Annotated in this window: 17 protein-coding genes and 1 tRNA gene; 8 read left to right on the top strand and 10 right to left on the bottom strand. The window is 56.7% G+C overall.

Annotated features, from left to right (window positions below):
* Positions 1-151 precede the first annotated feature (151 nt).
* The 3 genes from purH to JAO29_RS03535 form a co-directional block, all read right to left on the bottom strand.
* The gene (gene purH, locus JAO29_RS03545; RefSeq protein ID WP_334266798.1) at positions 152-1,768 is read right to left on the bottom strand and encodes a bifunctional phosphoribosylaminoimidazolecarboxamide formyltransferase/IMP cyclohydrolase; all 1,617 of its coding nucleotides are present in this window, start codon (positions 1,766-1,768) and stop codon (positions 152-154) included.
* A gap of 107 nt (positions 1,769-1,875) precedes the next feature.
* Positions 1,876-2,784: a dihydroorotate dehydrogenase gene (locus JAO29_RS03540; RefSeq protein ID WP_334266939.1), complete on the bottom strand. Its 909-nt coding sequence runs from the start codon at positions 2,782-2,784 to the stop codon at positions 1,876-1,878.
* 17 nt (positions 2,785-2,801) lie between these two features.
* Complete coding sequence (locus tag JAO29_RS03535) at positions 2,802-4,505, bottom strand: alkaline phosphatase family protein (RefSeq protein WP_334266797.1); 1,704 nt, start codon at positions 4,503-4,505, stop codon at positions 2,802-2,804.
* Positions 4,506-4,898: 393 nt separating this feature from the next.
* Between JAO29_RS03535 and serS the strand changes: the two genes are divergently transcribed.
* From serS to JAO29_RS03520, 3 genes are all read left to right on the top strand, one after another.
* The gene (serS, locus tag JAO29_RS03530) at positions 4,899-6,224 is read left to right on the top strand and encodes a serine--tRNA ligase (protein ID WP_334266796.1); all 1,326 of its coding nucleotides are present in this window, start codon (positions 4,899-4,901) and stop codon (positions 6,222-6,224) included.
* 107 nt (positions 6,225-6,331) lie between these two features.
* Entirely contained in the window at positions 6,332-6,727 is a 396-nt protein-coding gene (locus JAO29_RS03525) for a hypothetical protein (protein ID WP_334266795.1), read from the top strand.
* Positions 6,728-6,809: 82 nt separating this feature from the next.
* Entirely contained in the window at positions 6,810-7,481 is a 672-nt protein-coding gene (locus JAO29_RS03520; RefSeq protein WP_334266794.1) for a LolA family protein, read from the top strand.
* Between the two features lie 72 nt (positions 7,482-7,553).
* Here JAO29_RS03520 and JAO29_RS03515 read toward each other — a convergent pair whose 3' ends face one another.
* The 3 genes from JAO29_RS03515 to JAO29_RS03505 all read right to left on the bottom strand — a co-directional run bounded on the left by JAO29_RS03515 (position 7,554) and on the right by JAO29_RS03505 (position 13,308).
* Positions 7,554-9,008 carry a sulfatase-like hydrolase/transferase gene (locus tag JAO29_RS03515; protein WP_334266793.1) on the bottom strand — a complete coding sequence of 485 codons (1,455 nt, stop codon included), beginning with the start codon at positions 9,006-9,008 and terminating at the stop codon, positions 7,554-7,556.
* A 10-nt stretch (positions 9,009-9,018) separates the two neighbouring features.
* Positions 9,019-12,609, bottom strand: coding sequence for a TonB-dependent receptor (locus JAO29_RS03510; RefSeq protein ID WP_334266792.1), 3,591 nt, complete (start codon positions 12,607-12,609; stop codon positions 9,019-9,021).
* Between the two features lie 300 nt (positions 12,610-12,909).
* On the bottom strand, positions 12,910-13,308 hold the full coding sequence (locus JAO29_RS03505) for an FtsB family cell division protein (RefSeq protein WP_334266791.1): 399 nt from the start codon (positions 13,306-13,308) through the stop codon (positions 12,910-12,912).
* A 654-nt stretch (positions 13,309-13,962) separates the two neighbouring features.
* Between JAO29_RS03505 and JAO29_RS03500 the strand changes: the two genes are divergently transcribed.
* From JAO29_RS03500 to JAO29_RS03490, 3 genes are all read left to right on the top strand, one after another.
* A complete protein-coding gene (locus JAO29_RS03500) occupies positions 13,963-14,559 on the top strand; it encodes a biotin transporter BioY (RefSeq protein WP_334266790.1) in 597 nt (198 codons plus the stop codon).
* Positions 14,560-14,628: 69 nt separating this feature from the next.
* On the top strand, positions 14,629-15,480 hold the full coding sequence (locus JAO29_RS03495; RefSeq protein ID WP_334266789.1) for a menaquinone biosynthesis family protein: 852 nt from the start codon (positions 14,629-14,631) through the stop codon (positions 15,478-15,480).
* 130 nt (positions 15,481-15,610) lie between these two features.
* Positions 15,611-15,686, top strand: a tRNA-Lys gene (locus JAO29_RS03490).
* A 550-nt stretch (positions 15,687-16,236) separates the two neighbouring features.
* Here JAO29_RS03490 and JAO29_RS03485 read toward each other — a convergent pair.
* Entirely contained in the window at positions 16,237-17,190 is a 954-nt protein-coding gene (locus tag JAO29_RS03485) for an aldo/keto reductase (protein WP_334266788.1), read from the bottom strand.
* A gap of 63 nt (positions 17,191-17,253) precedes the next feature.
* On the bottom strand, positions 17,254-19,068 hold the full coding sequence (locus JAO29_RS03480) for a glycoside hydrolase family 15 protein (protein WP_334266787.1): 1,815 nt from the start codon (positions 19,066-19,068) through the stop codon (positions 17,254-17,256).
* A 345-nt stretch (positions 19,069-19,413) separates the two neighbouring features.
* On the opposite strand from JAO29_RS03480, the gene JAO29_RS03475 reads away from it, so the two are divergent.
* Both JAO29_RS03475 and JAO29_RS03470 read left to right on the top strand, forming a co-directional pair.
* Positions 19,414-20,166, top strand: a complete 753-nt coding sequence (locus JAO29_RS03475) for a carbohydrate-binding family 9-like protein (RefSeq protein WP_334266786.1) — start codon at positions 19,414-19,416, stop codon at positions 20,164-20,166.
* An 83-nt stretch (positions 20,167-20,249) separates the two neighbouring features.
* Positions 20,250-21,617 (top strand): APC family permease, encoded by a 1,368-nt coding sequence (locus JAO29_RS03470; RefSeq protein ID WP_442886307.1) that lies wholly within the window; start codon positions 20,250-20,252, stop codon positions 21,615-21,617.
* A gap of 58 nt (positions 21,618-21,675) precedes the next feature.
* Here the strand turns inward: JAO29_RS03470 and JAO29_RS03465 are convergent, their stop codons facing one another.
* Both JAO29_RS03465 and JAO29_RS03460 read right to left on the bottom strand, forming a co-directional pair.
* Positions 21,676-23,397, bottom strand: coding sequence for a carboxypeptidase-like regulatory domain-containing protein (locus JAO29_RS03465; RefSeq protein ID WP_334266784.1), 1,722 nt, complete (start codon positions 23,395-23,397; stop codon positions 21,676-21,678).
* Positions 23,398-23,573: 176 nt separating this feature from the next.
* Positions 23,574-25,301 (bottom strand): GWxTD domain-containing protein, encoded by a 1,728-nt coding sequence (locus JAO29_RS03460; RefSeq protein WP_334266783.1) that lies wholly within the window; start codon positions 25,299-25,301, stop codon positions 23,574-23,576.
* Positions 25,302-25,529 lie beyond the last annotated feature (228 nt).

Raw genomic sequence — 25,529 nt, 5'->3', positions numbered from 1 at the left:
TGCCGCCGAGATGAAACAACATCGATCAAAACAGATTGCATACGCCAGACGTAGGTCACTTCATTTAGACGGCGGCAGTCAAAGATTGGCTGCAACTGGCCAGTTCAGGGGCCGCAGTCAGGGCTTGGGCGTGATTATATGCGCCTTTCCCTCATCCATGACGGAAATGGCGAAATCCGGTAAACACCATGGCGATCCCCAGCCGGTTCGCTGCGGCGATCACGTCTGCGTCCTTGACTGAGCCTCCGGGCTGAATCACAGCCGTCGCTCCAGCCTCCGCAATCGTCTCCAGACCGTCGGGAAATGGGAAGAACGCATCCGACGCGGCCACAGTTCCCTTCAACGGCAACACCGCTTTCATCGCTCCGAACCGGGCAGCATCGACACGGCTCATCTGTCCCGCCCCGATACCCACCGTCTGGCCATGCCCCTCAGAGTAACGGGCATACACAATCGCGTTCGATTTCACATGCTTACAGACTCGCCACGAGAACAGCAGCGCCCGCATCTCCTCTGCCGTGGGCTTGCGGTCCGTGACAGCCTTCAGTTCCGCCTCCGTCACCCGCAGACGATCCGCATCCTGCACCAGGAAGCCGCCTGATACCTGCTTGACAACCCGTGTGGTCTCGGCAGACGTGATCTTCACCAACCTCAGGTTCTTCTTAGCTGCAAACCTGTCCAGCGCCTCCTTGGTAAAACCAGGCGCCACGATGGCCTCGATAAATAGCTTTGCAATCTCCTCCGCGGCAGCCCCATCCACCTCACGGTTGACGCCGATGACGCCTCCAAAGGCAGATACCGGGTCGCCCTCGAGCGCGCGCTTATATGCCTCAAGCACGGTCGCTCCCGTCGAGGCACCACACGGATTCGTATGTTTGATAATCGCGACGGCAGCTTCTGCCGAGCTGTCAAACTCCCGGACCAGCCCCCAGCAGGCATCCAGATCGACCAGGTTGTTGTAGCTAAGCTCTTTACCCTGCAACTGCTGGGTGGCGGCAATTCCCTTTCCGCTTCCGTCAGCGTAAAGCGCTGCTTTCTGATGAGGATTCTCTCCATAACGCAGCGTTTGGGCAAGCGGATCGATGATCCGTAGCGTCTGCGGAAGCTCATTTGAGAAGATTGCCGGCCCGGAGGGCGACTCAATAGCCTCGAGAGCAGTTGCAATCCCGGCGTCATACGCCGCGGTAACAGCAAAAGCCTTCTTCGCCAGCTCCCATCGCGTCGCCCGCGTCAAAGCACCATCGTTCGTCTTGAGCTCCTCGGCCAGAGCACCGTAGTCCTCCGTGGACGTAACAATCGCCACATCTTCGAAGTTCTTCGCTGCGGACCGCACCATCGACGGACCGCCTATGTCGATATTCTCGATCACATCTGCGAAGGCCACACCTGGTTTTTGCGCTGTCTTCTCAAAGGCATACAGGTTGACCACAACCATGTCGATGGGCTCAATCCCATGCGATTCCACCGCAGCAACATGCTCCGGGTTTCCCCGCATGTGCAGAATCCCTCCGTGCACTTTGGGGTGCAGCGTCTTGACCCGTCCATCCAGCATCTCGGGGAAGCCCGTCAAGTCACTGATATCTTTCACCGTAAGACCCGCATCGCGTAGAGCCTTCGCCGTGCCTCCGGTCGAAACCAACTCAACTCCATGCCCGGCCAGAGCCTGGGCAAACTCGACAAGACCAGTCTTATCGGTAACCGACAAAAGAGCACGGCGAACAGGACGAAGATCGACCGAAACGGTAGAGGGTGCACTATGGGAAGTCATCACCCTCTATTCTATGTCGGGATTCTGCGGTCTCGCTGCCGAGTCATTCGCCGGAGAATTCGCGGCGTCACGGAAACGCCGATAACCATCAAAACCCTGGATAGTGGTTACTGCAAAGCCACGGTTCCGGTCAGTCCCCTGACCCGCTCCACCTGACGGGAGCTGCACCACTTCCTCATGCCATTTGCGATGTTTTCCACAGCCCGCGGATCGGCATAGCTTGCCGTTCCTACCTGGACCGCTGTCGCCCCGGCCATCATGAACTCGATCGCATCCTCTGCACGGAGAATGCCGCCCATCCCTACCACCGGGATCTTCACTGCCTTGAAAGCCTCGTAAACCATCCGTACAGCGATCGGTTTGATCGCCGGGCCGGAGAGTCCGGCGGTCACGTTCGCAATCCTGGGCCGGCGCGTCTCTACATCGATGGCCATCGAGAGGAAGGTGTTCACCAGCGACACCGCGTCGGCTCCAGCTTCTTCGGCGACCTTCGCCATCTGCCCGATGCTGGTCACATTGGGCGACAGCTTGACCATCAAAGGTCGCTTTGCCACTTCTTTGGTTCGGGAGACCAACTCCTTCAGCAACTCCGGATCAGTCCCAAAGACCATGCCTCCGTGGCTCGTATTCGGGCAACTCGCATTCAACTCGTACATCGCGATGCCCTCGGCGTCATTCAGTACCCGAATGACCTCGAGGCAGTCCTCGACTGTAAAGCCAAAGATGTTCGCGATCACGAGAGCGCCATTGATCTGCCGGAGCTTCGGAAGCTTCTCCTCCACAAAGGCACGGACCCCCATATTCTGGAGACCGATCGCATTCATCATGCCTGCCGGAGTTTCGATGATCCGGGGCGTCGGATTGCCTGCCATCGGCTCCCTGGACAGGCCTTTAGTGACAAATGCGCCGATCCGATCGAGGGAGACGATATCTTCGAATTCGACGCCGTATCCAAAGGTTCCACTGGCCGCAATGACTGGCGAACGGAGCTGCACCCCAGCTACCTCCACCGACATCTCAGGACCGTGTGTGCTCACCGCTGACTACCTTTCTGCACCGTCTCATGGGTTCGATTACGTGACGCAGCGCCGTTTCCCGTATCAGCCTTCATCACCTGAGTAAGAACGTAGCCCTCAATGCTTGAAGGTTGATTCACCCGAAGAATCGATGCGAACGTCGCTGCAATATCTACCGGCGCTACACGATCATGATAGGTTCCCGGAACAAACATTGCTCCATAGAAATCCAGAGGAACATGGCGGTCATAAGCGAACGACGAGTAGTGAGTCGCTCCCTTCTCGCCGCCTGGAAACTCGAAGGCGCTGAAGTTCACAAAGATAGCCCACCCCACATAGGGCGAGTAGCTGTGCAGGATCCTCCGTCCAAGCTCTGTATTCGGAATCTGCCCTGACCTCATCTTTGCGACCGGGTAGACACTCCCAAGGCTCAGCGGATCGGCTACTCGTGTCGTGGGGATTGCGGGGCTCGAGCGTTTCACAGCGAACGAATTACCTTCAGCTAGTAGGTCCTGCAATATCTCGGCTGCCGCCGTCTCAGCATCCATCTCGGTCACATGCACGGCTTCAAATGCGTCCTGGTTCAACTGGATGTATGGATACTCTTCCCCCTCCAGCACATACTGGGTCCCCTTCTTTGCCGGCCACTTCTTCTCGATACCTGCCTCGAGGGCTTTGAGAAGAGGTCCGCTCTTGATCGCCGACGAAGGCATCTGCGCGTCGTTCGCGGCCTGCATAGTGGGCGCTACTCCGTGATCACCCGTGAGGGCCACGACAACATTTTGCAGGCCCACCTGCTTGTCGAGAAAGGTAAAAAAGTCATTCAGCGAACCATCGACCGCATCGATCATCTCTCGCTGTCTTGGAGAATCCGGCCCGACTTTGTGGCCAAGGATATCTGTATTGCTGATGGACATCGTCAGCATGTCCGTGACGTTGTTTTTGCCCAGATTTTCGTTCTTCACCAGCTCTTTGGCGAAATCCATCATGTACTGCACGGCGGCAGGCTTCTGGCCGACCTCTTCGTAGAAGTTTCCAGTGGGAACCCCGGCTGCCTTTCTTGCCTTCGCGCGTTCGTCGCTGGCGTTGAAGGATTTTGCCCATGCCGGAAGCTCCGGCATCCAGTAGGTCGAGGTGACAAACGCGCCCGAGTCGTGATCGGTCCAGAAAGCGCCCTTAGTTGCGTGCCCGGAGGTCAAAATCGCCGCCCGGTCCTTGAAGGACAGACCGAAGACCTTCGCCCGTCCCTGCGTCGCCAGTTCCAGCTCATCGCCCAGCGTAGATGCCGCTTCCCTGTGCGGCGACGCCCCAGGAGACACCGCTTCTCCATCCGGCATTCCAACCAGCTTGTAGCGGTCATCACTTACTGAGGAGACCCGCTCCAGCTTTCCATCGCTACCGCGCTGCCACCACTCGTTGACGGGAATCCTATGCCCATCTGTATAGCTTCCCGTTCCAATGGTGGAGTGCCCGGCCGCCGTCACAAGATTGGCGTAGTCGTAGTAGCAGTCTGTGAAGTGAACACCTTTTTTCAAAAACAAGTTGAAGCCGTTCGGGGTCTTGAAGTCGCCACGGTAGCGGTCCAGGTAGTCTCCACGAAACTGATCAATGACCAGAACGACAACCAGCTTCGGTGTCGCATGATAAGCATCGGCACGCATTGGCATGGAACCAGGTACAAGGAGAGCAAGGATCAGAAGAGCGGATGCAAAGGCACGCATTGTTTTAGAGTAACCGCTTTCGTATACGACGAAGCCTTACATTTTGATGACGTCGCGGCTATTGCTTCCACGAATCCCACCATGGAATCACAGCGAAACATCAGACATAGGCGATTCACTGCTCTCCTCAAATTCTTTTGGTCGAGTGACGGTATTGCACTTCTCGCTACCTGCGGCCGCTGTAGCATTTCACCCGCCCGCACCGGTAGGCCTGTTCCTGCCTCCATGTCGCTCCTTGTTTTTGGCTCCCCTATTTCGGCTACCCGGCACATCAATTGGCAGTGATAAGCCGGCTTGGCGGAAGGTGATCGACAAAGAACTCTCAGCGAGTTTCGTACCGTCTCGTCCTCCCTCTGAACTCGCACTCTGAAAAACCGCTAAAATTATCTTCAAATGATTGATCTTGCATTCGTCCGGGCGAACTTACCCGCTGTAGAGGAAAAACTGCGTGCGCGGGGCATGGACCCAGCCGCCGCTCTCGGAGACTTTGCCGCTATCGACCGTGAACGCCGCGATGCGATTACGCAGGTCGAGACCCTCAAGGCAAAGCGCAATAAGCTGACCGAAGAGATCGCGCGGCTCCGGAAGTCAGGCGCCGACGCCACCGCTCAGACCGAGGAGACACGTTCCCTCAAGGCAGATGTTGAGGCCCTGGAATCGCGTGCGGGCGAGGCAGACCAGCGGCTGCAGGCGATTCTGCAGAGCATCCCGAATCTCCCCCAGGACGATGTGCCTGTAGGGGCCGATGAGCGCGGCAATCGCGAAGAGAAGGTCTGGGGTACCAAACCTTCATTCAACTTCACCGCCCGGCCGCACTGGGAGATCGGTGAGGCTCTCAATATCCTGGACTTCAATCGTGCCGCAAAGATCTCTGGATCACGCTTCGTAGTGCACTATGGCGCAGGCGCCCGGCTGGAGCGTGCGCTGGCCAACTTCATGCTCGACCTTCATACCCGCGAGCACGGCTACACCGAGGTTCTACCACCCTACATGGTGAACTCGCGTTCTCTGTTCGGGACCGGTCAGTTGCCGAAGTTCGCCGAAGACCTATTTCACTGCGACGACAAGGGACCCTATGTGCCGAACGATCTGCAGGAGGGAGACCACTGGCTGATTCCCACCGCCGAGGTGCCCGTCACCAACCTGCTGCGAGACGAGACCATCGACGAATCCCAGCTCTCCATCTCGTTCTGCGCCTACACTCCATGCTTCCGCAGTGAAGCGGGATCGTACGGCAAAGATGTCCGCGGCATGATCCGTCAGCACCAGTTCCAGAAGGTGGAGCTGGTCAAGTTCACGACTCCCGACAAGTCGCAGCAGGAGCATGAATCCCTGACCAGACATGCGGAGACCGTGCTTGAGCATCTCGAACTTCCCTATCGGCGCATGCTGCTCTGCACCGGCGACATGGGATTCGCCTCCTCGAAGACCTACGATCTCGAGGTCTGGCTGCCCGGACAGGACCTCTATCGTGAGATCAGCTCCTGCTCTAATTTCACTGACTTCCAGGCGCGCCGGGCGAACATCCGTTTTCGTCCTGCGGGTGCCAAAAAGTCGGAGTTTGTGCACACGCTCAATGGCTCCGGGCTTGCCGTTGGACGCACCTATCTCGCAATTCTTGAGAATTATCAGCAGGATGATGGCTCTGTGCGCATACCCGAGGTGCTCATTCCCTATATGAACGGACAGACCGTTATCACGAAACAGGAGCGCATCTAGTGGGCTTTCGTCCTAAACTTATGTGGGGCGAGACCCCGGAGATGGGGTTGGTGCCTGAGCTCGGTGAAACGCCGTACGGCACTCTCAACGGGGAGTGTGTTTAGAAGATGATCAAATTGCTGCGATCGTACTTCTGGTGGACCTATGACCGTGGAAGCTTCCACTACGATGTCATGGTTACGCTCATCCTTCTGTTTCTCTTTCTCGGTCCTCGCTTCATCGACTTCAAAGATCGCCCCGTGGAGACCGTTGCGCTGAATTCCTCTGAGGTTCTCGTCAAGGAGGCGGGTAACATCGGAGATGCAAGCCGGTTCCTCTACCAGATCCGTGCCGATGATATCCACCAGTTCGTCGACGGAGACCAGAGTGACGCTGCCATTCGATCCGCCATTCTGAGGGTTATCGAGCCCATAGCCGGCGAGGTCACGCTCGAGCGCTACGAGCCTGTACGCGATGCTCAGGGCCACCTTATCGCCTACGATGCCTGGGTGACCCGGCAGTAGAGACTATCCAGCGTATGCGGCTTTCCGTCCCGGGAACCGCCATCCTGTCGTACGCATCTAACTCCACGGAGAATATATACGCATGATTCTGCGCCGACTTGTTACTGCTGCTTTTCTTCTCACCGCTCCCCTGACACTCTCGGCCCAGGTCAAGCCAGGCGAGCTCGATCAGGCGATCCGGCAGATGGACGCGGCCAGCGCGCGATTTAAATCGGCTGAAGCTGACTTCCGGTGGGACTTCTATGAGCTTGTCGTCAAGGAGACGACCACCCAGAACGGAAAGATTTATTTCAAAAAGAATGGCAACAAACTTGAGATGGGAGCCAAAATCCTCCCTCCCTCCGCGAAGTTTCTTTCCTATAAAGACGGCAAGCTGGCCATGTTCGATCCAGGGACGAAGGAACTGAAGGTCTTGGCGGCGGGCCAGAACAAGGCACGCTATGAGAGCTTCCTCACACTCGGCTTTGGAGGCAGCGGTTCCGAGCTCGCGAAGGCCTGGACGATCACCGATCTTGGAACAGAGCCGATCACCGATGGCAGCACGACAGTTCAGACGGTCAAGCTCGACCTGGTAGCCAAAGACGCCGACGTTCGGAATATGTTCAGCCACATCGTTATCTGGGTTGACGTCGATCGTGACATCTCCCTGAAGCAGCAGTTTTTTACGCCTGCAGGCGACTATCGGACCGCCACCTATACCAACATCCGCTATAACCAGTCGGTCGACACCAAGCCCTACGAGTATCGGAAATAGTCTGACACTCACCTCAACGGAAAAGAGCCTCGGAGGTCTCCTCGCGAGGCTCTTTCTTCGTTGATGCCCCGGTTACGGGTAAAGCTTCGCAGGCAGAATCTGTGGCTCGGGCTCTCCAGCCGCAGCGAGCAGCTTCTTCAACTGCTCTCTCAACTCATCTGCCTTTGCGCGGTACTCCTTGCGACCGGCAAGATTGACGAGTTCGTGCGGGTCGGCACGTTGATCGTAGAACTGGTACTCCTGGTACACCTTCGCCGCAGGCTGCTTGGTATCGCCCGACAGATCGGCAACGCAGTAGGTCCAGTCCTTCGTGCGAATGGCCCTGCCCGTCATAGACTCACTGATCTGAATCAGCTGCTGATTCGTCCAGTTCTGCCTCGCCTTGAAATCATTGACCAGGGGAAAGAAACTGCGGCCCTTCCAGCTTGCAGGAACAGCGATGCCTGCAGCGTCCATAAGCGTCGGGGCTAGATCGATTAGACCCACGAGTTCTGGTATCTGCTGTGTCCCCTCAAACCCGGGGCCATCGATGATCAGCGGCACACGGATGGAGCTATTGTGGGTGCTCCGTTTGTACTCCTGATTGCGCGTCATGAAATGGCAGCCGTGATCGCTGAAGAAGACGAAGATTGTATCGTCTGCCAGATCTTCTTCCTCGAGGATGCGGCGGATGCGGCCCACGGAACTATCGATGGCTTCAATGCAACCGTAGTAATCCGGAAGCTGATCCTGCCACGTCCCAGGCAAAGCTCGCAGGTCCTCTGGAGCGGTCGAATTGACGAAGCGAGCTGCTGCGCCTTTTGGAGCCACAGGGCGCTGCATGTCGTTCTGCTGATGCGGTTCGAGCTGCGAGATAAATAGGAAGAAAGGCTTCTCCTGCTTCTGCCGTAGGAATCGCTCGGCACGATCCGTAAGAAAGTCGACTCGATACTCGTCCTTGTAGGTGATCGGCTTGTTATCCCGATCCCAGATAGTCCCTTCATAGGGGTGGCTTGTGTGCTCGAGTGCGTTTGCACCCTCCCACAGATCAAGAAATCCCCCGCGATCTTCTGCCTTTACCGGCCCGGGATTGCCTCCCTGTTTCGGATTTTCGAGGGCCAGGTGCCACTTGCCGATCAGGTTTGCGGTATATCCCGACCTGCGCAACTCACCCGCCAGCGTCGGCAGAGATTTGTCCAGCTCAAGACCGTTGTGCCACACCCCCGTCTCCGTGGCGTAGCGACTTGTCATCAGCACCGAGCGCGCAGGAGCGCAGACAGGTTGATTGGTCACCGCATGCGTGAAATTCTTTCCCCGGGCTGCCATGGCATCGATATTCGGAGTGTGAGTGGAACCGTTCCGTCCGTTAGCGCCGACGAAGTCTGCACGAAACTGATCCGCGAGATAAAGGATGATGTTCGGCCTCTTTGCTGGAGCGGACGGGGCTGCCTTCCCCTGGCTCTCTGCCGTAGTCGCCACGGCGGCTGTGACTGCTGCCGCCATGCTTCCTTTGAAGAAGGACCGCCGGCTCTGTGTGTTTTCTGACATTCCAAAACTCCTACCAGTAAATTTTTCCAGCGAACTGGAGCTGTCTTGCGTTGTCACGCGTACTCGTGATCGAAGCAAACGTTGACGGTGACGTGAAGTTCAAATTACCCGGAGCCGAAAAGTTGGGTGTGTTCGTAATGTTGAAGGCCTCCGCGCGCAGTTCCAGACGAACCTGATCGACAAGAGAAATCTTACGAAAAAGGGAGAGATCCAGTCTTCGGTAAGCCGGCCCTGTGACCTGGGTAGGAGATCCACCTAGAAGGGCCAGACCGGTCGCAGAAGACGCAGGATTGGCAAACGCATCGGCGTTCAGGAAGTGCGTCGCATTGTGAGGTCCGGCGTAGGGATCCTGCCCCGGCACCTTCATAGCATTGCAACCAAGCCCCGCTGCGGTCGTCGCACTGCACGCAACGGTAAACGGCTGGCCCTCCTGGACGGCGGCAATCCACTGCAGCGACCACCCTCCCACAACCGCGGAGGTGACCCCCTGATTTAGGTATTTGTGATTATTCCCAAAGGGCAGTTCGAACACCCCGCTGGTATGGAAGATGTTGCGGACATCCGTATCGCAAAGCGCGTAGTCAAACCCTATCCCAGCGCCCGGAACATAGGGCGCACGATAACCACCGATGGTGTTATCGAGCTGGTCGCGAGCATTGCCGAGGCACTTCGAGCGTGTGTAATTTACGTCGAGTGTGAGGTCGTTCCCCCATCGCCGCGTCAGATCCAACTGGAGACCGTTGTAGTTTGTCGACGCAGACGGGGTAAGGAAGGCACCACCCCGGGCGAAGTCCGGGAAAAAGCTGTTCGTCTGCGCATTCGCAGTCGCAGGCAGTACCTGATTCAACGTATTCGTACTGACAGGGACCTGGAGGTGTCGCGATACAGATCCGGCGTAAGCGATCTTCAGCACTGCCTTGGAACTCAACTGATACTGAACCTGCAGGTTGTAGGCTTCACTGTAACCGCTCTTCCATTCGAACTGTCGCCCCAGCAGACTGATGTTCGTCAGGTTAGCGTTTTGTGCGCTCAGGGGAACATTGATGAGCCCATTGTTGATCGACCCGATTGAATTATCCGGGGCCAGCGGCGTTACAGAGTTCGCAGCCGAGTAGCTGGTCGCGATGTTGAACGGGAAGTTCGCGGGCGGACTGGCGCTGAGCCCGTAGTTCTCGTAGCCTCCATAGAAAAGTCCGAATCCACCATGGATAACGACGCGTGAAGTCGGCTGATAAGCAAATCCGAAGCGAGGAGCGAAGTTCTGTTTCTGAGCGCTCCCCAGCGCACTCTCGCTGGTCGGAATAAAGGCGATATTATCCTTCGCGAGCAGTGCCTGGAACGCTACAGGAACATCGGCTGCTTGCGATGCCGGAATAAGGAACCTCGCCCCTACTCTTGGGTCGACAGGGCCAGGAATAAAGTTCGCCTGCCTTCCATCGCGCTCATTCGGAACACCGTAATACTCCCAGCGCAACCCAAGGTTGACGGTAAGCTTCGGACTGACGCGCCAGTCATCCTGAGAATAAAACCCGACGTACCAGCGCTGCAGATTGCTGATCAACGGGAAGTTGGATGCACTAACGCTGTTGGCTCCGCCGACGTTGCTGATGCCCCCAGGGACAGAGCTTGCAGTCGGATTGAGAAGAAACTGTGCCCGATCCGTCGATCCATCTGTCTGGTTAACCACGGAGGTATAAATTCCGCTGAAGCCGAAAGAGCCGCGTGATGAGGATGGAGTTGAGGTCGGGTACGAGATGTTTTGATACAGCACACCGCTACGAAAAACATGCCGGTTGCGGGAGATCGTCAGGTTATCCGACAGCTGAACGACTTTGCTCGCCTTGTTGCTGGGCAGTGAACCTGACTGTCCCAGGTTAGCCAGGCTTCCGAATGAGAGAAGAGGGAGACCACCATTGCCCGGAAACTGTGGGATCCCTCCAATCCCGTACTGATCGGGAATACCGCTCTCATTCGCGAAGGGTTGACGTCGAATATCTGCGACCCGACTATATCCGAACCGTGCTTCGTTAACCAACCGCGGGCTGAAGATATGGGTCTCGCTCACCGCAATATTCTGCGCCTGTGTAGCCCCATTGCCTGGACGACTCGACTGGCCGTCTGCAATTCCTGGAAATGGCCCGGGGTTAAGCTGGTCAGTGTTTAGATAGCTGTAGCGGGCAAATGCAGAATCACGCTCGCTGAAATGTTGATCGATCCGAACATCGAAACCATCGCTGTTGTTCGTTGCGGAAGGAAACGAGCTGAAGTTGTTCACGATCCCCGACCCTGTCGGTGAAGGAAAGAGGTTCAGCAGACCAATGGCGGAAGCATTAAGGCGATTGGCAGGCAGTTGGTTAAGGAGAGCTTTCTGAGCATCGCTGGTGAAGCTCCGCTGCCCTGCAATCGGTCCGCGGTAAAACGGATCCCGCACAAATCCTGTCGAAGCAGCAATCAACCCGGTCGTCGGATCCGCTCTCCCCGAAGTCACAGCCCTGCTGGTCGCCGGATCGAAAATCGTTCCTACCGGAAAAATACGACCCAGCGCATCGGTTCGTGTGCCGCTTTGCTGCTCGATCAGATCGCCAAAGTTCGTGTACCCAGAGCCCCTCTCTGCCGCTGTCGGAACAGTAACGACCTTGCTGTTTGCCTGGGCGATACGGGTTCCCTGGTAGTCGAAGAAGAAAAACGTCTTGCCGCGTCCGTTATAAACCTTGGGGATCGCAACTGGACCACTGACATCGAATCCAAACTGGTTCTGTCGATAAGCCGGCTTTCTGGCTGCAGTCGCGAAGTAGTTCCGCGCATCCAGCACCTCATTTCTGACGAACTCCCAGGCGGCTCCGTGAAAGGCATCTCCACCTGACTTGGTAGAGACGTTAAGTACAGCCCCCGCAGAATGGCCGAACTCCGCCGAGTAGTTATTCGTCTGCACCACAAACTCTTGTAACGCATCCGGCGGCGGCATAATGACGTACTGCGTCTGATTTACGTAGTCCGCGATGGCCGCGTTGTTGTCGATGCCATCGAGAAGATAATTGTTCTGCCCGCGTCGCGCGCCGTTCGCACTGAAAGACCCGCTGGCAGAGAGCCCCCGCGAGTCAGCCTGGGCAAACGTCACTCCAGGGGCCGTCTGCGCAAGAAACGTAACGTTACGCCCATTCAGAGGAAGATCAGTGATGCTTCTTCCATTGACAACCTGCTGCAGCGACGAGGTCTGGGTCTCAAGCAGAGGCGCATCCGCAGCAACCTCCACCGACTCACTGAGGGAGCCCACGCGCAGGATCGCATCCACCTGAACCGTGGTCTGTGCACTGATCACAACCTTCGTGCGTACGTAGCGGTCGAAGCCATTCTGTTCTATAGAGATGGAGTAGGTTCCTATCGCAACGGGCGAAAGGCTGAAGTTGCCATCCTGATCCGACTTCGTTGTCCGCTCGATATTCGTCGACTCCTGGATGAGCCGGATGGAGGCGCCTGCAATTCTCTGCTGCTGGCTATCAACAACCGTCCCGACAATAGCTCCAGTGTCTACCTGGGCGCGCACTGCGGAGGTCCCAAAAAACGCTACAAGGAAAAAAAAGATGCTATTACGGAAGGACACAATCGTCTCCAGACATGTCAGGAAGATCCGCGCGCACCGTACCGAGAGAACACAGCTACACGGATAGAACGCGCGTTCTAATTTTTGTTTTGGGAGTAGAGGGAAAGTGCTATCGAATTAGCAACAACAGAAGCAGTTGGAACATGATGTCCAAGACCGGGGGCAGAAGACCGCCACACGTATTTGATTCGAAGGAACCATATCTGTGTTATCGACTTGGCCGATAATAACTACGAGTCCACCGGATGTCAACGTAACGATAGGTTTACTCGACGCTTGTGAGATACATCCGCCCGATGGCTATTGCTTAGCATCGCTGGTTGTAACTTGAACTGACCCGGCAGGAGCCGCAGGAAGCGTGTAGATTACCTCTCCCGGCCGCGTATAGTGCAACTCTTCGCGTGCCTGATGCTCGATCGCGTTAGGGTCGTCCTTCAGTCGGTCGATGTGCGCCTTAAGGAGATCATTCTCATGTTGAAGGCTCTTTAGCTGACCATCGAGCGTATGTGCGTCGTGAGTCTTACGCTGATACGCAGTGAGGCCATTCTGCCCAAACACGACGTGATAAGCCATTCCAATTGCAATGATTGCCGCAGCGACGGTCACCCATCGCCGCCAGCCGCCTACAACACCCAGGACCAGGCGCATGACCATTCCATGACTTGCCTGCCCCGCGCCGCTTTTGCCTTTTCCTGACATCTCTCTTCAAAGTACAAATTTCCTGCGGGAATACCGTCAAGTGGAAAACCGCCAACCGGCACAGACGTACCTACTTCGTACTGTCTCAGCCCATCTCCGAACGACGTTTGCCGTCGATTTCGAGTTCTTTTCCGGCTCTTCAGGCCTCGACGGACACGAATTGGGTGCGCGACAGTGCGGCGCTTGATATCCTCTTGTTGGTGCATCTCCTCTTCCTGATCTCGGTAGCCTCTCTCACTGTCCTCATCGGTGCCACTGCGGCAATTGTCCATCACATCCGGGTCAGTCATCGATTGCAGCGATCCGTCGAAGCTCCTCCTGAGCCAAGCTTTGCCGAACATCTGCAGGCAGCCACCGAATATGGCTCACCACGCTCGCCTCGAATCGTAGCTCCTCAATCTGCGCAGTCAATCAGCTCGAAGAAAGATTGGGAAGCAGATTCCAGGCAGGAGCCTCACGACACCCCTTCGGAAGGACAGCCTCCAAATCATCGTTCCGGCCTTCATGCCGTTCGTCGATCTTCGATCGATTCATCTCCCGACGCATCGGCTGCCTTTGATAAGCTTCACTCAGTCCCCGCTCCTCGCCTCCGCGTCATCGCAGGCAACCGTGCCGCGTCATCCAAAAATCCATAGCGCGAAAGGGTCGTTCCTTATGCCAATCTCCTTTTCCTCCTCCTCAAGTCTGGCGCCGCAGTCCTCACGCTCAGTTGCCGAATCTCTTCCCGGTCGCCTGACCATCGCATTCGCCGCGACTCTCTTTGTGGCGGCTTGCGCTCATGTCTCAATCCCTCTACCCTTTACTCCGGTTCCGCTCACCCTGCAGAACTTCGCCGTCGTCCTCGTCGGTCTTACGCTCGGCCCTGTGGCAGGCTTCTCCGCGATGGTCCTCTATCTGGCTGAGGGAGCGATGGGACTTCCTGTCTTCAACCCCAACTCCGTTGGCGGCGTTCTCCAGCTCCTTGGGCCCACCGGAGGCTATCTCTTCGCCTATCCACTCGTCGCCGCTATGGCTGGATGGATCTTCCGCATGCCGCGGATAAGCTCTCTCTATGCCCGCGCCGCTGTTGCAAGCACACTGGCAACCATCGTCCTCTTCGCCGTCGGCTCGCTTTGGATTGCAAAGGTGCTTCACCTCAGTGCGCCCGCCGTCTGGACTATGTCGATCGCGCCATTCCTTCCCGGCGAGATCGTGAAGATCGCAGCAGCCGCTGGCATCGCAGCCTCCGTTCAGCGCTGGCGCCAGGCATAATTTTTCTTCTTGGAACGCCTTTAAGGCGCATCCTTTCGTCGTCCCATTCATTGCAGAGGAAGCCGTATCATGACCCCCCAGACAGCAGTTCAAGAGATTAGCATTGCTCACAGCCCCGACTCTGATGATGCTTTTATGTTTTATGGCCTTGCGACCAACAAGGTTCGAGTTCCAGGCTACAAGTTCACGCATGTGTTGACGGACATCGAAACTCTCAACCACAAGGCCATCAACGAGGCTTTTTACGATGTAACCGCCATCTCCTTCCATGCCTATCCTTATCTGCAGGACAAGTACACCCTGATGGCATGCGGTGGAAGCGTGGGCGAAGGCTACGGCCCGATGATCGTCGCAAACCCGAAGCTCACCCTGGCCGAAGCACAGAAGACGCGCATCGCAATCCCCGGAACGCTGACCACGGCTTTTCTCGCTCTCCGCCTCTTCGCTCCGGATATCCAGTACACCGTCGTCCCCTTCGACAAGATCATCCCATCGGTTACCTCAGGCGAATTCGATGCGGGCCTCATCATCCACGAGGGCCAGCTGACGTACGCAAACGATGGCCTCGTCAAGCTGCTCGATCTCGGCCAGTGGTGGCGTGAACAGACCAGCCTTCCGCTGCCTCTCGGTGGTAATGCCATTCGCCGCTCCCTTGGTCAGGAGACGATGGTGATGGCCACCAACGCCCTTCGTGACAGCATCCAGCATGCTCTTGATCATCGCGAAGAGGCTCTCGATTACGCTATGCAGTTCGCGCGTGATCTTGATCCGAATCTTGCCAACCGTTTTGTAGGAATGTATGTCAACGAACGCACCCTCAACTACGGTGAAGACGGCCGCGAAGCCATCCGAAAACTGCTCGATATGGGATACGAGCGCGGGATCATCCCTCACCGCGCAAATGTAGATTTCGTCGGCTGAAAACTGTTGAAAGAACAGCCTGCAGGACACCAAATCCCTGCAGGCTGTGTTATCTTTAACTAGTCGGATGATCGTAGCCGCGTGCGGCTCTCAGACGACGCTCCTCTCCCGAGGAAGTAAAGCAAACCCTGGACGCGTAGCTCAACTGGCAGAGCATTCGACTCTTAATCGACAGGTTGAAGGTTCGATTCCTTCCGCGTCCACCATCATCTCCGAAGTAATAGTATGCACTCGATTCGCTCGCTACGGATAAACGATTCGGAGCATCTGAGGCCGACTTTCAGGCTAACCAGGAAAGCAAGTAAACCAGACTGAGAGATCCCAATGCGATCCACAGGAGCCATCTCTCATATTTGATCCTGATGTTAAAGCGCTCGGGCATACCGAGGATCCATTCCCTCAAATCTCGAAGCGCTTGTTCACTGTCTTCATCCAGGAAGTAGGTCACAGGTCATTCCATACTCTGAGTTCAGGTTCTCTCCGGCCATTTGCTTTACGGCTTTAGACAGAACCGATAGTGAGACTGGCAAACTCAAAACAGAAACGTCAGGTGACAGGCAATAAAGCTATCACAGAGCCGGCATCATCCGTACTACGGATATTCGCCATTCGAAACGACGGCCAGTTCCAGCAGGTAGTGTTTCAACGAGAACTGCGCAAACAAAATAAAAGGGCGAGAGCCACACAGGCCTCTCACCCTTTCTCATTTGCCCTGCATTTCGGATCTCTTTGCCTCTGACGCCGGCGAAGAGAGCATTAGGAGACGTGCTCTGCCAGGTAGGTCTGGATCTCCTGGAACTCCTCCTCGGGCAAGCGGAAGCTCGCCGCCGGGCTGATTCCCTCTACCTGCTTTGCGCTTCTTCCTCCTACGATTGCCCCGGTAATTGCGGAGTGATGTAACACCCACGCAATAGCCACCACGCCCGCGCTGACACCGTGCCGCCGTCCGATCTCGCCGATAAACTCAGCCACACCCAGATTCCTTGAGAGCAACGGTTCCTGATAGTTCTTGGCGCGGCGACGGAAGTCATCTTCCGGGAAGTTCGCAACGCGTTCCTTGGTCATAGCTCCTGTCAGCAGACCGGAGTGCATTGGAGCATAGCTTATCGTGCCGATACCATTCTTCTCGCAGAACGGAAGGATCTCATCCTCTACGGAACGGTTGAGCATCGAGTAGGGCGGCTGGTTCGAGGTGATCGGGGCAATCTTCATGGCACGCTCCATCTGACTGACATTGAAGTTTGACACTCCAATCCAGCGGACCTTGCCCTCTTTGCGAAGATCGGCCATAACTCCCCAGGCCTCCTCGGCGTCTTCGTCTGGCTTCGGCCAGTGAATCTGGTACAAATCGATCGCCTCCACCTGCAGCCGGCGAAGGCTGTCTTCCACCTCACGGCGAATCTGCTTCAGGTCATTCAGCACCTCGCGCTCTTCGTTCCATACCAGACCGCACTTTGTGAAGACATATGGTTTATGAGACGTCTCCTTCAGAGCACGGGCGACAACCTCTTCCGAGTGCCCCAGCCCGTACACTGCAGCGGTATCGATCCAGTTGACTCCAATATCCAATGCCTTGTGGATTGCGGCAATGGAATCTTGATCGTCCTGCGGCCCCCACGAGAACTGCCAGTCCCCTCCTCCAATCGCCCATGCCCCAAATCCAATGGGCGTGATCTCCATGTCTGAATTCCCTAGTCTTCTCTTATCCATAACGCTCCTGTGACAGGTTCTCCCTCTAATGTTCTTCTGCCTGAGCGGGCCGACGGCTCCCTCTCATCTCCACTCTTTCGGCTCTGCTCCCGACAATTCCCGATCCAGATAGGTTGCCGCGCTGATCAGGGCCAGGTGCGTCAGAGCCTGCGGAAAGTTCCCCAGGTGCTGCCCACTCGCTCCTAACTCTTCTGAGTACAGGCCAAGGTGGTTCGCATATCCCAGCATCTTCTCGAACAGCAGCCGCGCCTTCGCTGTCTGGTGCGATCGAGCCAGCGCCTCAATGAACCAGAAGCAACAGGCAGTGAAGCTGCCCTCGTCGCCTTCCAGACCATCGAAACCTTCCACATACTTATAGCGATAGACGAACGTGTCGACCGTTAGTTCTTGCTCAATCCGCGCCAGTGTCGAAAGCCACTTCGGGTCCGAAGGACTGATGAAGCGCATCAGCGGCATCAGAAGAATCGCTGCATCGACAACCTTAGCGCCTTTGTACTGCACAAAGGTCTGCAGTTCTTCATCCCAGAAGTTGCTATGGATGTCGTCTGCAATGGTATCCCGCGCCTTCTCCATCCAGTCAAACGGACCGGGTAACGATCGCTTGCCGCCCAGCCGGATCGCCCGGTCGAACGCTACCCAGCACATCATGCGGGAGTGGAGGAAGTCCCTGCGTCCTCCCCGAACCTCCCATATTCCGTCGTCAGGCTGGTTCCAGTTATCGGAGAGCCATCTCAGGATTCGTTTGATATTCTCCCACTCATCGATGCTTAGGCCATCTCCGTACTTCGCAGCCAGGTACACCGAATCCAGGAACTCGCCATAGATATCCAGCTGCAACTGCGTCCATGCCGCATTTCCGACCCGAACCGGTCTGGAGTCCATGTAGCCTCGAAGATTGTCCAGATTGATCTCCGGTGTCTCCTGCGACCCATCCACACGGTACAGCACCTGCAGCGGTCCCTGCGGAGAGTCATAGTTCAACCGCGCGTGGATCCAGTGCTGGAAGTGAGCCGCCTCTTCAAAGAAACCCAGCCGCATCATGGCGTAAAGAGTGAACGAGGAGTCGCGCAGCCATGTATACCTGTAATCCCAGTTTCGGTTTCCCCCGATCTGTTCAGGCAGCGCCATCGTAGGAGCCGCCACAATCGATCCATACTCCCGGTCCGTTAGAAGCTTCAGCAAAAGAGCCGATCGATTGACCATCTCTCTCCATCGGCCTTTATAGTTCGATTGCGAAATCCACTTCCTCCAGAAGTCAGAGGTGTTTGTAAAATCCTTATCCAGATCCTCTGGAACTAGGGGCTCTCTCGCTTGAGGACAGTCTTCGCTGTAAACAAACCATGCAATCTCTCCTGCCTCTAGCTGGAAGACCTGCTGTACTCCATCTCCATCGATCTCGAGCTTCAGCGTCGATTGCAAGGCAAAGGGCGGATGGCCATCTTCGGGACGGAAGACCACTGCGCTGCCATCGTACTTCGTGACATGGGACGCCCGGGCATAGTCGAATCGGGGCCGGCATTGCAGGGTGAACTCCACATTGCCGTGGATGACTGCGACCCTACGCACGATCCGGCCCCGTCCTCCCTTCTCGTAGATCGGCATGAAGTCGGTGATTTCGGCGATTCCCGCACTCGACAGAAAGCGCGTCAACAGGATATTCGTCTCCGGAAGATAGAGCTGCTTCGTGCCGTTATGTTCAAGATTTGCCTGGATACAGAAATACCCGCCCTTTTGCGGATCGAGCAGCGCGGCAAAGGACGTAGGAGAGTCAAAGTGAGGGAAACAGAAGAAGTCGATGGATCCGGTCGTGCTCACCAGCGCGGTCGTTCTTAAATCCCCAATAACACCATAGTTTTCTATCGGTAGAAAGTCGTTCATTGTCCCCCAAAATCCGTCCGAGTCTATCGGCAGAATCACCTGCTGCCTTCTCAAATCAAGCTTCCATGCCCGCGCATCGGCGCTAAGCCTACAAAAGCCGCTACGACTTTAGACACATAGATGACGGCAGCCCCGCTTGATAGGTTACGTCTATGCATCAGGAAAAGCCGCCGGACTCACGAATTCTGGACACAATTACCGCTCTTCCTTGGCTGGTCATTTGGATGGCAGCACTCAGCACGCTCCTGCAGCAAAGATCTTCCGATATCCCCTTTGAGCTCCCTCTGGCCGCGTTTCTTACCATTGCTTCTCCTCTGATCGGTTGGTACATCTTCCGAAGATGAGATGATGGTTGGCATGCGATCGGTGCTTAGTCTTCGGATCCCCGTCATCTTTGCCTCACTCATCCCCATGGCCAGCGCACAAAACATAACCACACCTCCATCCTCTACCATTGTGGCCACAGAGGCCACTCAGGACGTTTCCCTCAGCACAGATCCATCCTCTGCGTTCTGGCAGCACACGAGACCGGTCTTCATCACCGGAGACACCTACGGCAATCCCGTACCCTCCCATCGGACCGAGATCCGTTCCCGCTGGACTCGCGACAGCCTCTATCTCCTCTTCGTATCGCCCTACGAGCAGCTCAACCTCAAACCGTCTCCCGACACCAGCGCAGAGACGAACCAGCTATGGAACTGGGACGTGGCCGAGGCGTTTATAGGCTCCGACTTCACCAACATCCGGCGCTATAAAGAGTTCGAGCTCTCCCCTCAGGGCGAATGGGTCGATCTCGACATTGATCTCGATAAACAGGGAGACAAAAACGCCTGGAAGTGGAACTCCGGCATGAAGGTCAGCGCCCGAATCGATGAAGCTCACAAGATTTGGTATGGTGCTATGCGGATTCCCTTCTCCGCTATCAGCACGCGTCCGGCCGCCCCCGGCGAGCGGCTGCGAATCAATCTCTTCCGCTGCCAGGGTCCCACCGAAACACGTCACTATCTCGCGTGGCAACCCTCCATGAGCAAGAGCTTCCACGTTCCGGAACACTTCGGAACCCTCGTCCTGGGCGGCCCGAATCCTGCGGCCGACTGATACTCGCTCCTTAGCAGAAACTTTGGGTTTGTTGCAAAATCCGCTTAGGTTCAAATACCTGACAGCCGGCAAAAGGAGCTCACCTGAACACCTCGCCCAGCGATTCGGAGATCTCGGCTCCCGGTGGGCTCCGCCGTACGCTCACGCTCTGGAATCTGGTCATCTACGGGATCATCATCATTCAGCCGACGGCTCCGATGGGGATCTACGGGGTTGTGAGCAATGTAGCTCGGGGCCATGTCGTCTCTACCATCCTCATCGCGATGGTGGCCATGCTATTTACCGCAATCAGCTATGGCCGCATGGCCCGAATCTATCCAAGCGCAGGCTCAGCCTACACCTATGTCGGTCGTGAGCTTCATCCGCTACTCGGCTACGTAGTCGGCTGGTCCATGCTGCTGGACTACATCCTCAATCCGCTCATCTGCGTCATCTGGTGCAGTGCCGCAGCTCGCAATATCCTTCCGCAGATCCCTTATGCCGCGTGGGCAGTCGCCTTCGCAACGGTGTTTACCGCTCTCAATCTCCGTGGAGTACGAGCCTCGGCTCGAACCAACACCATCCTCGCGATCGGCATGAGCCTTGTCGTCGCCGTCTTCCTCGCCTATGCCGTACGTTATCTCGCCCTCATCGCCCGCCCGGTCGGCGGAGAGTGGTTAGTGCCTTTCTACAACCCCTCCAGCTTCGCAGCCTCTCGGCTCTTTCGCGGAACCTCCATCGCAGTCCTCACTTATATAGGCTTCGACGGCATCTCCACCATGAGCGAGGAAGTAGAAAACCCGAAGCGCAACATCATGCTCGCTACAGTCCTTACCTGCGTGGTGATAGGTCTTCTCTCCGCGGTGGAGGTCTACGTCGCGCAACTTGCATGGCCCGCAACGGCTCCGTTTCCTGCCTCCATGGTCGACACCGCCTACGTCCACGTCGCCCAGCGCGTAGGTGGTCTCGCCCTCTTTCATCTGCTCAATGGAACACTGCTCATCGCGAATCTCGGTTCAGGAATCGCCGCACAGTTTGGCGCGGCAAGGCTGTTGTACGGGATGGGAAGAGGAGGTGCGCTCCCCCGCCGCTTCTTCGCAAGCATCGACGCTCGGACCGGGGTTCCCCACCTCAACGTTCTCGCCGTGGGTGCCTGTGCCCTGCTCGGCGCCTTTCTCCTCACCTACGAGCGCGGTGCCGAACTGCTCAACTTCGGCGCCTTCATCGCGTTCATGGGAGTCAACGCAGCAGCGTTGGTCCACTATCGCTTCCGCTCGAAAGAGAAGGTGATCCTGGCCGGAACCGCCCCGCTCCTCGGACTCCTCATCAGCTCCTTCATATGGCTCAATCTGAGCCATGCGGCACAGGTGCTTGGGACTCTATGGATACTCTTCGGTCTGCTTCTTTTCTGGATCATGCACCGGCGCAACCCCGGTGCAGGCACCGACGCATCCACTCTGGACTTCGGATAAGGGAAGCAGGTCTTAGAAATCGGCTTGCGCTCCAGAGAACACAAAGGCGTCTCTGCGACTAGAAATTGAAGGCCAGGCCCGCCTGAATCATCCTTGGCGTCTGCGCCAGAAACAGCATGTGGCCGTCTCGCGACAGAACAGGCCGGTATCCCTGCTCCAGAAGATTTGTGATGTCGACCGTCGCTTCCAGACCGTCAGGCAAGACCTTCCCGCAACGGATCGGCTGCCGGACCAGGAAGCTAAGGTACGCCTGATCGCTGAAGGCAGCAAACGGGTTGACCGCCGTAACTGTCATCTCAGGTTGATACCTGTAAGAAGCGCGAACCTGGGTCCCGCTGTGGATGACACGACCCTTCAAAGCGATCGTGGCCGATTGGGTCGACCTCGTTTTAAGTTCGGCCGCAACGGTCTCCAGCTGCATGGCGTGTTTGTCTTCCGGGGCAGCGACAGCGTCGCCCGTGCTGTACTCCACCGCCACCCACAGTCCAGGCGTGATGGGCTCCGTCATCAGCAGGCTTATGCCCTGGGAGCGATAACCTGCGCCCAGCATCTTGAAGGACCCCGTAGCCGTATCGGCAACGATACCGTTGGTGGACGCTCCGGGAACTGCCACCGGGGTAAGATCTGCAACCTCCAGTTGGCCGCCCCCCGACAACATCGCGCGCCGCAGATTGTCTCTGTAGTAGGAAACCTGGACCAATCCGCGCCCGGCCTTCCGAGAGAGGGATAGCTCCTGATGCAGCCCGCTCTCCATCTGCATGCGGCCCTTTTCCATCACTCCGACGGGTAGTTCCAGTTCAACCGTGTCCAACCCGCCATACGACTGTAGATCGCGCGAGGTGGCCATCCTATAACCGGCGTTCCACTGGGACGCAGGGTGAGCCGTAATCTTCAGGAAAGGTCGCGACGCCATCCCATATCCAGCACCGCGCAATACATAAACCGTGCCACCTACCTCTAGATCGACCGAGTCGCCAAGCTGAGTCTTCTGGGCGGACGCAAGTTGAATCGCGTCCAGTCCTCGCGTGCCTCCGGTCCCCATCATCTCAGGATGCGACTGGTAGCTTGTCACCAGTCTGGCAGCGCCAGCGAACCCGAGTCGCCTCTGATATCCAGCCTGTAGCGATGTGGAAGGCGCTCTCAGATAGGGTCCGGTCTGCGCGCCCACGTCGGCTCGTACTTCTACGTCCGACCCATCCGGCATCGATCGATCCATCTTGAACACGTTGTGGATTCCGCCGGTTCCGAAACCGCCGTCCCCTGATTGCACGCCGGCTCTGGCCTTGTCTGCTGGCCTGGCCCTCTCGGCGGCGCTAGAAGACATGATGACCATGTCTCCATTCTCGTCAAAGACCCGAAGGATCGGCTTGTTCGCGACAGATCGCAGCGTCCAGGTCCAGTCATCCCGGGGCTCGTCAGCCTTTCGCCGCTCCGCTGGCAACCAGGCCGCAGCATCGAAGATCGCATTCATCGTCAGGTTGACCACCGCACGAGCGCCAGGGGTCAGCTGAAGATTGCCGTGCAGCGCCGGAACAAACAGTGCGGCGGAGGCACGAATCTGATATCGGCCCGGAATGAGATTTGCAATGAGATATCGGCCGTGGAGATCTGTGAAGGCGGTCCCCACCAGGGCGGCATTCGGCCCCATCACCTGCACCAGTGCGCCCATCTGGGCCACGCCCTGGGCATCGCGCACCACACCTGAGACAGCCGCGGGTGTAGCCGCCCAGCCGCGCAGAGATACTGTCATGACAACCAGCGCCAGTATCGCGATCTTCAATCTGGTACGTTCCACAGTCTTGGCACCTGGGCGTCGAGGACTGCTCCAAAAGGCCGGAACCCTGGATGTTCCCGGGTCCGTAGTTACAGGTTGCGTTTGCGACCGTTTACGCCACTGAAATCCGCGTAATTGTGTCGCCTCCTGCTTCCGCACCTCAAGGTCAGAAACCAAGTGAATCAATCTACCACAAACGGCGCAGATTCTGCGATCTGCTGCTTGGAGATTCCATCGTCAACCTTGATGGTGATCTTATAGTTCCCCGGCTCCAGGCTAGCCAGCGGCATCGACCGTTCCAGCGTCACCTGGTCCGCATTGGGATTCGTCTTCACGGTCGACTCTTCTGTATTCAACAGCACCTGCTTGGTTGCCGTATTCGTGACCTCGTACTCGATCTTGGCCCCGTTTTGCTTGCTCTTTTCGTCGATCCCGAGGTTATACACCTGCATCCAGAAGTTCAAGTTCTGGTTTCGGTGGAAGGTCACCGGCTGCGTACCCCCGGAGGAGACACGCGGACGAATCCTTGTATTTCCAATAACGAAGTTTCCAGCTCCGATATCCTTCGACGGAACCCGCTCCATCTGGTCGGCAAGGATCAGCGACGAGGCAGCAAGTCGGTCATCGTCGTACTTCGGAACATTGATACTCCGTTGCCAGCGCCCGATGTGATCCGGATTGTTCACATCCTTGATCACGATATCGACCTTGTACAGGCCGGGACGCAGAGGAATCGACTTCCAGTACACCGACGCATTGTTCTGTGTCTTCCCAAGAAGCTCGCTCGGAACCTGCACCTGCACCGTGTCTTCGAAGGGCTGGATGATCCTGTGATTCAGATTGGAGATGCGGCCCAGGATATTCACCGTCCCGGTCGCAACCCCATCCTTGTTCTGGAAGGTAATGTCCTTGTTGCGAATCTGCAGTGTGATCGGCACCAGAATCGTGTCGTTGGTGACCTTCACATAATCCGTACGCACATCGAACAGGAAGGGAGGCCCGGTCAGAATCTTCGAGCTGACCATGTACGCCTCCAGATCCTTGAACTTGATCTCGGGAGCCGCCATCAGCTTCGCATACTGATTCAAGCGATCGAACTGCTTGCTCTGATTCATCGTCGACATCGGTCCGGTTCCCAGCTGCTCCAGACCACCGCCCGAGAAGCGGTCCTTCTTATCCGCCATTCCCATCTGCTCGTACATCGTTGCACCCGCACCGGGAACATACTTCAGAGCGTCCTTCTCGGAGCGGTCAATCGTCATGTGGTAATCGCCGCACATGCACGTATCGACAAACTCGATATCGATGTTGTCCCCAATACCCTGCAGATACCGGTAGTGCCACGTCTCGAAGGGATAGGTGGAGGTGTTTCCGCCACCCTCATCCATCGGCCGCTCGTAGTTGCCGCCGCTCGGATGCGAATCGATCGAGTCCGGCTTGCCGTAAGCGATGTAGATATGGCCGCGGTCGGTCTTCCATCCTGGCTTACCTGCGGCAAAGTGCTCGTTCGCGTACGCAATACGGCGGTAGTGCTCGTCGCGGTACTCGTTGTCAGGGGAATCCGGGTTCGGATTGCGTCGTAGCCAGAACTGCTCGATGAACTGGTCGCGCTCCTCGTCGTTCGACAGGCTCTTGAAAGCCTGCATCTCCTGGTCGGTGATAATCCAGCGAACGTCTTCATCCAGCCACTTCTTGTAGACGCCCTTCAGCTCCTGCCGCAGCGCTCTCTGCTGTTTGAATCGTTCCTTGTCGCTCGGCTGACGCTTCAAGGGATCGGGCTTCTCCTCAACGGGAGTTCCCTGCTTCACATCATCCTGCGTGCTCTGCGCTCGTGCCGGCAGAATCCAGGCTCCGAAGAGAGCAAGCGAGAAGAAGGCCGTTCCACAAACCAAGTGCCGCGAGGTTTTCATAGTGCTGCGAATACTCCTGACCAGTAGATATTGTAGAGCGGGTTACGCGCAGGTTACAAGCCGTGGAACCACTCTGGAGACCCTGATATCATCGGGCGCACCTGAAACGTTTCTTTTTTGACGATCCGTAACCTGTTCCGGCTCATCCGATATCGCAGGAAGCTATAAAAGGTTGTCCGCAAAGACAAAAATATCAAAAGGTTCGCCGCAAATGGAACGGGACGGGTC

The organism is Edaphobacter sp. HDX4, from assembly GCF_036877565.1.
GTDB lineage: Bacteria > Acidobacteriota > Terriglobia > Terriglobales > Acidobacteriaceae > Edaphobacter.
The sequence above is the reverse complement of the archived record's forward strand: the minus strand, read 5'-3'. Positions and strand labels throughout refer to the sequence as shown.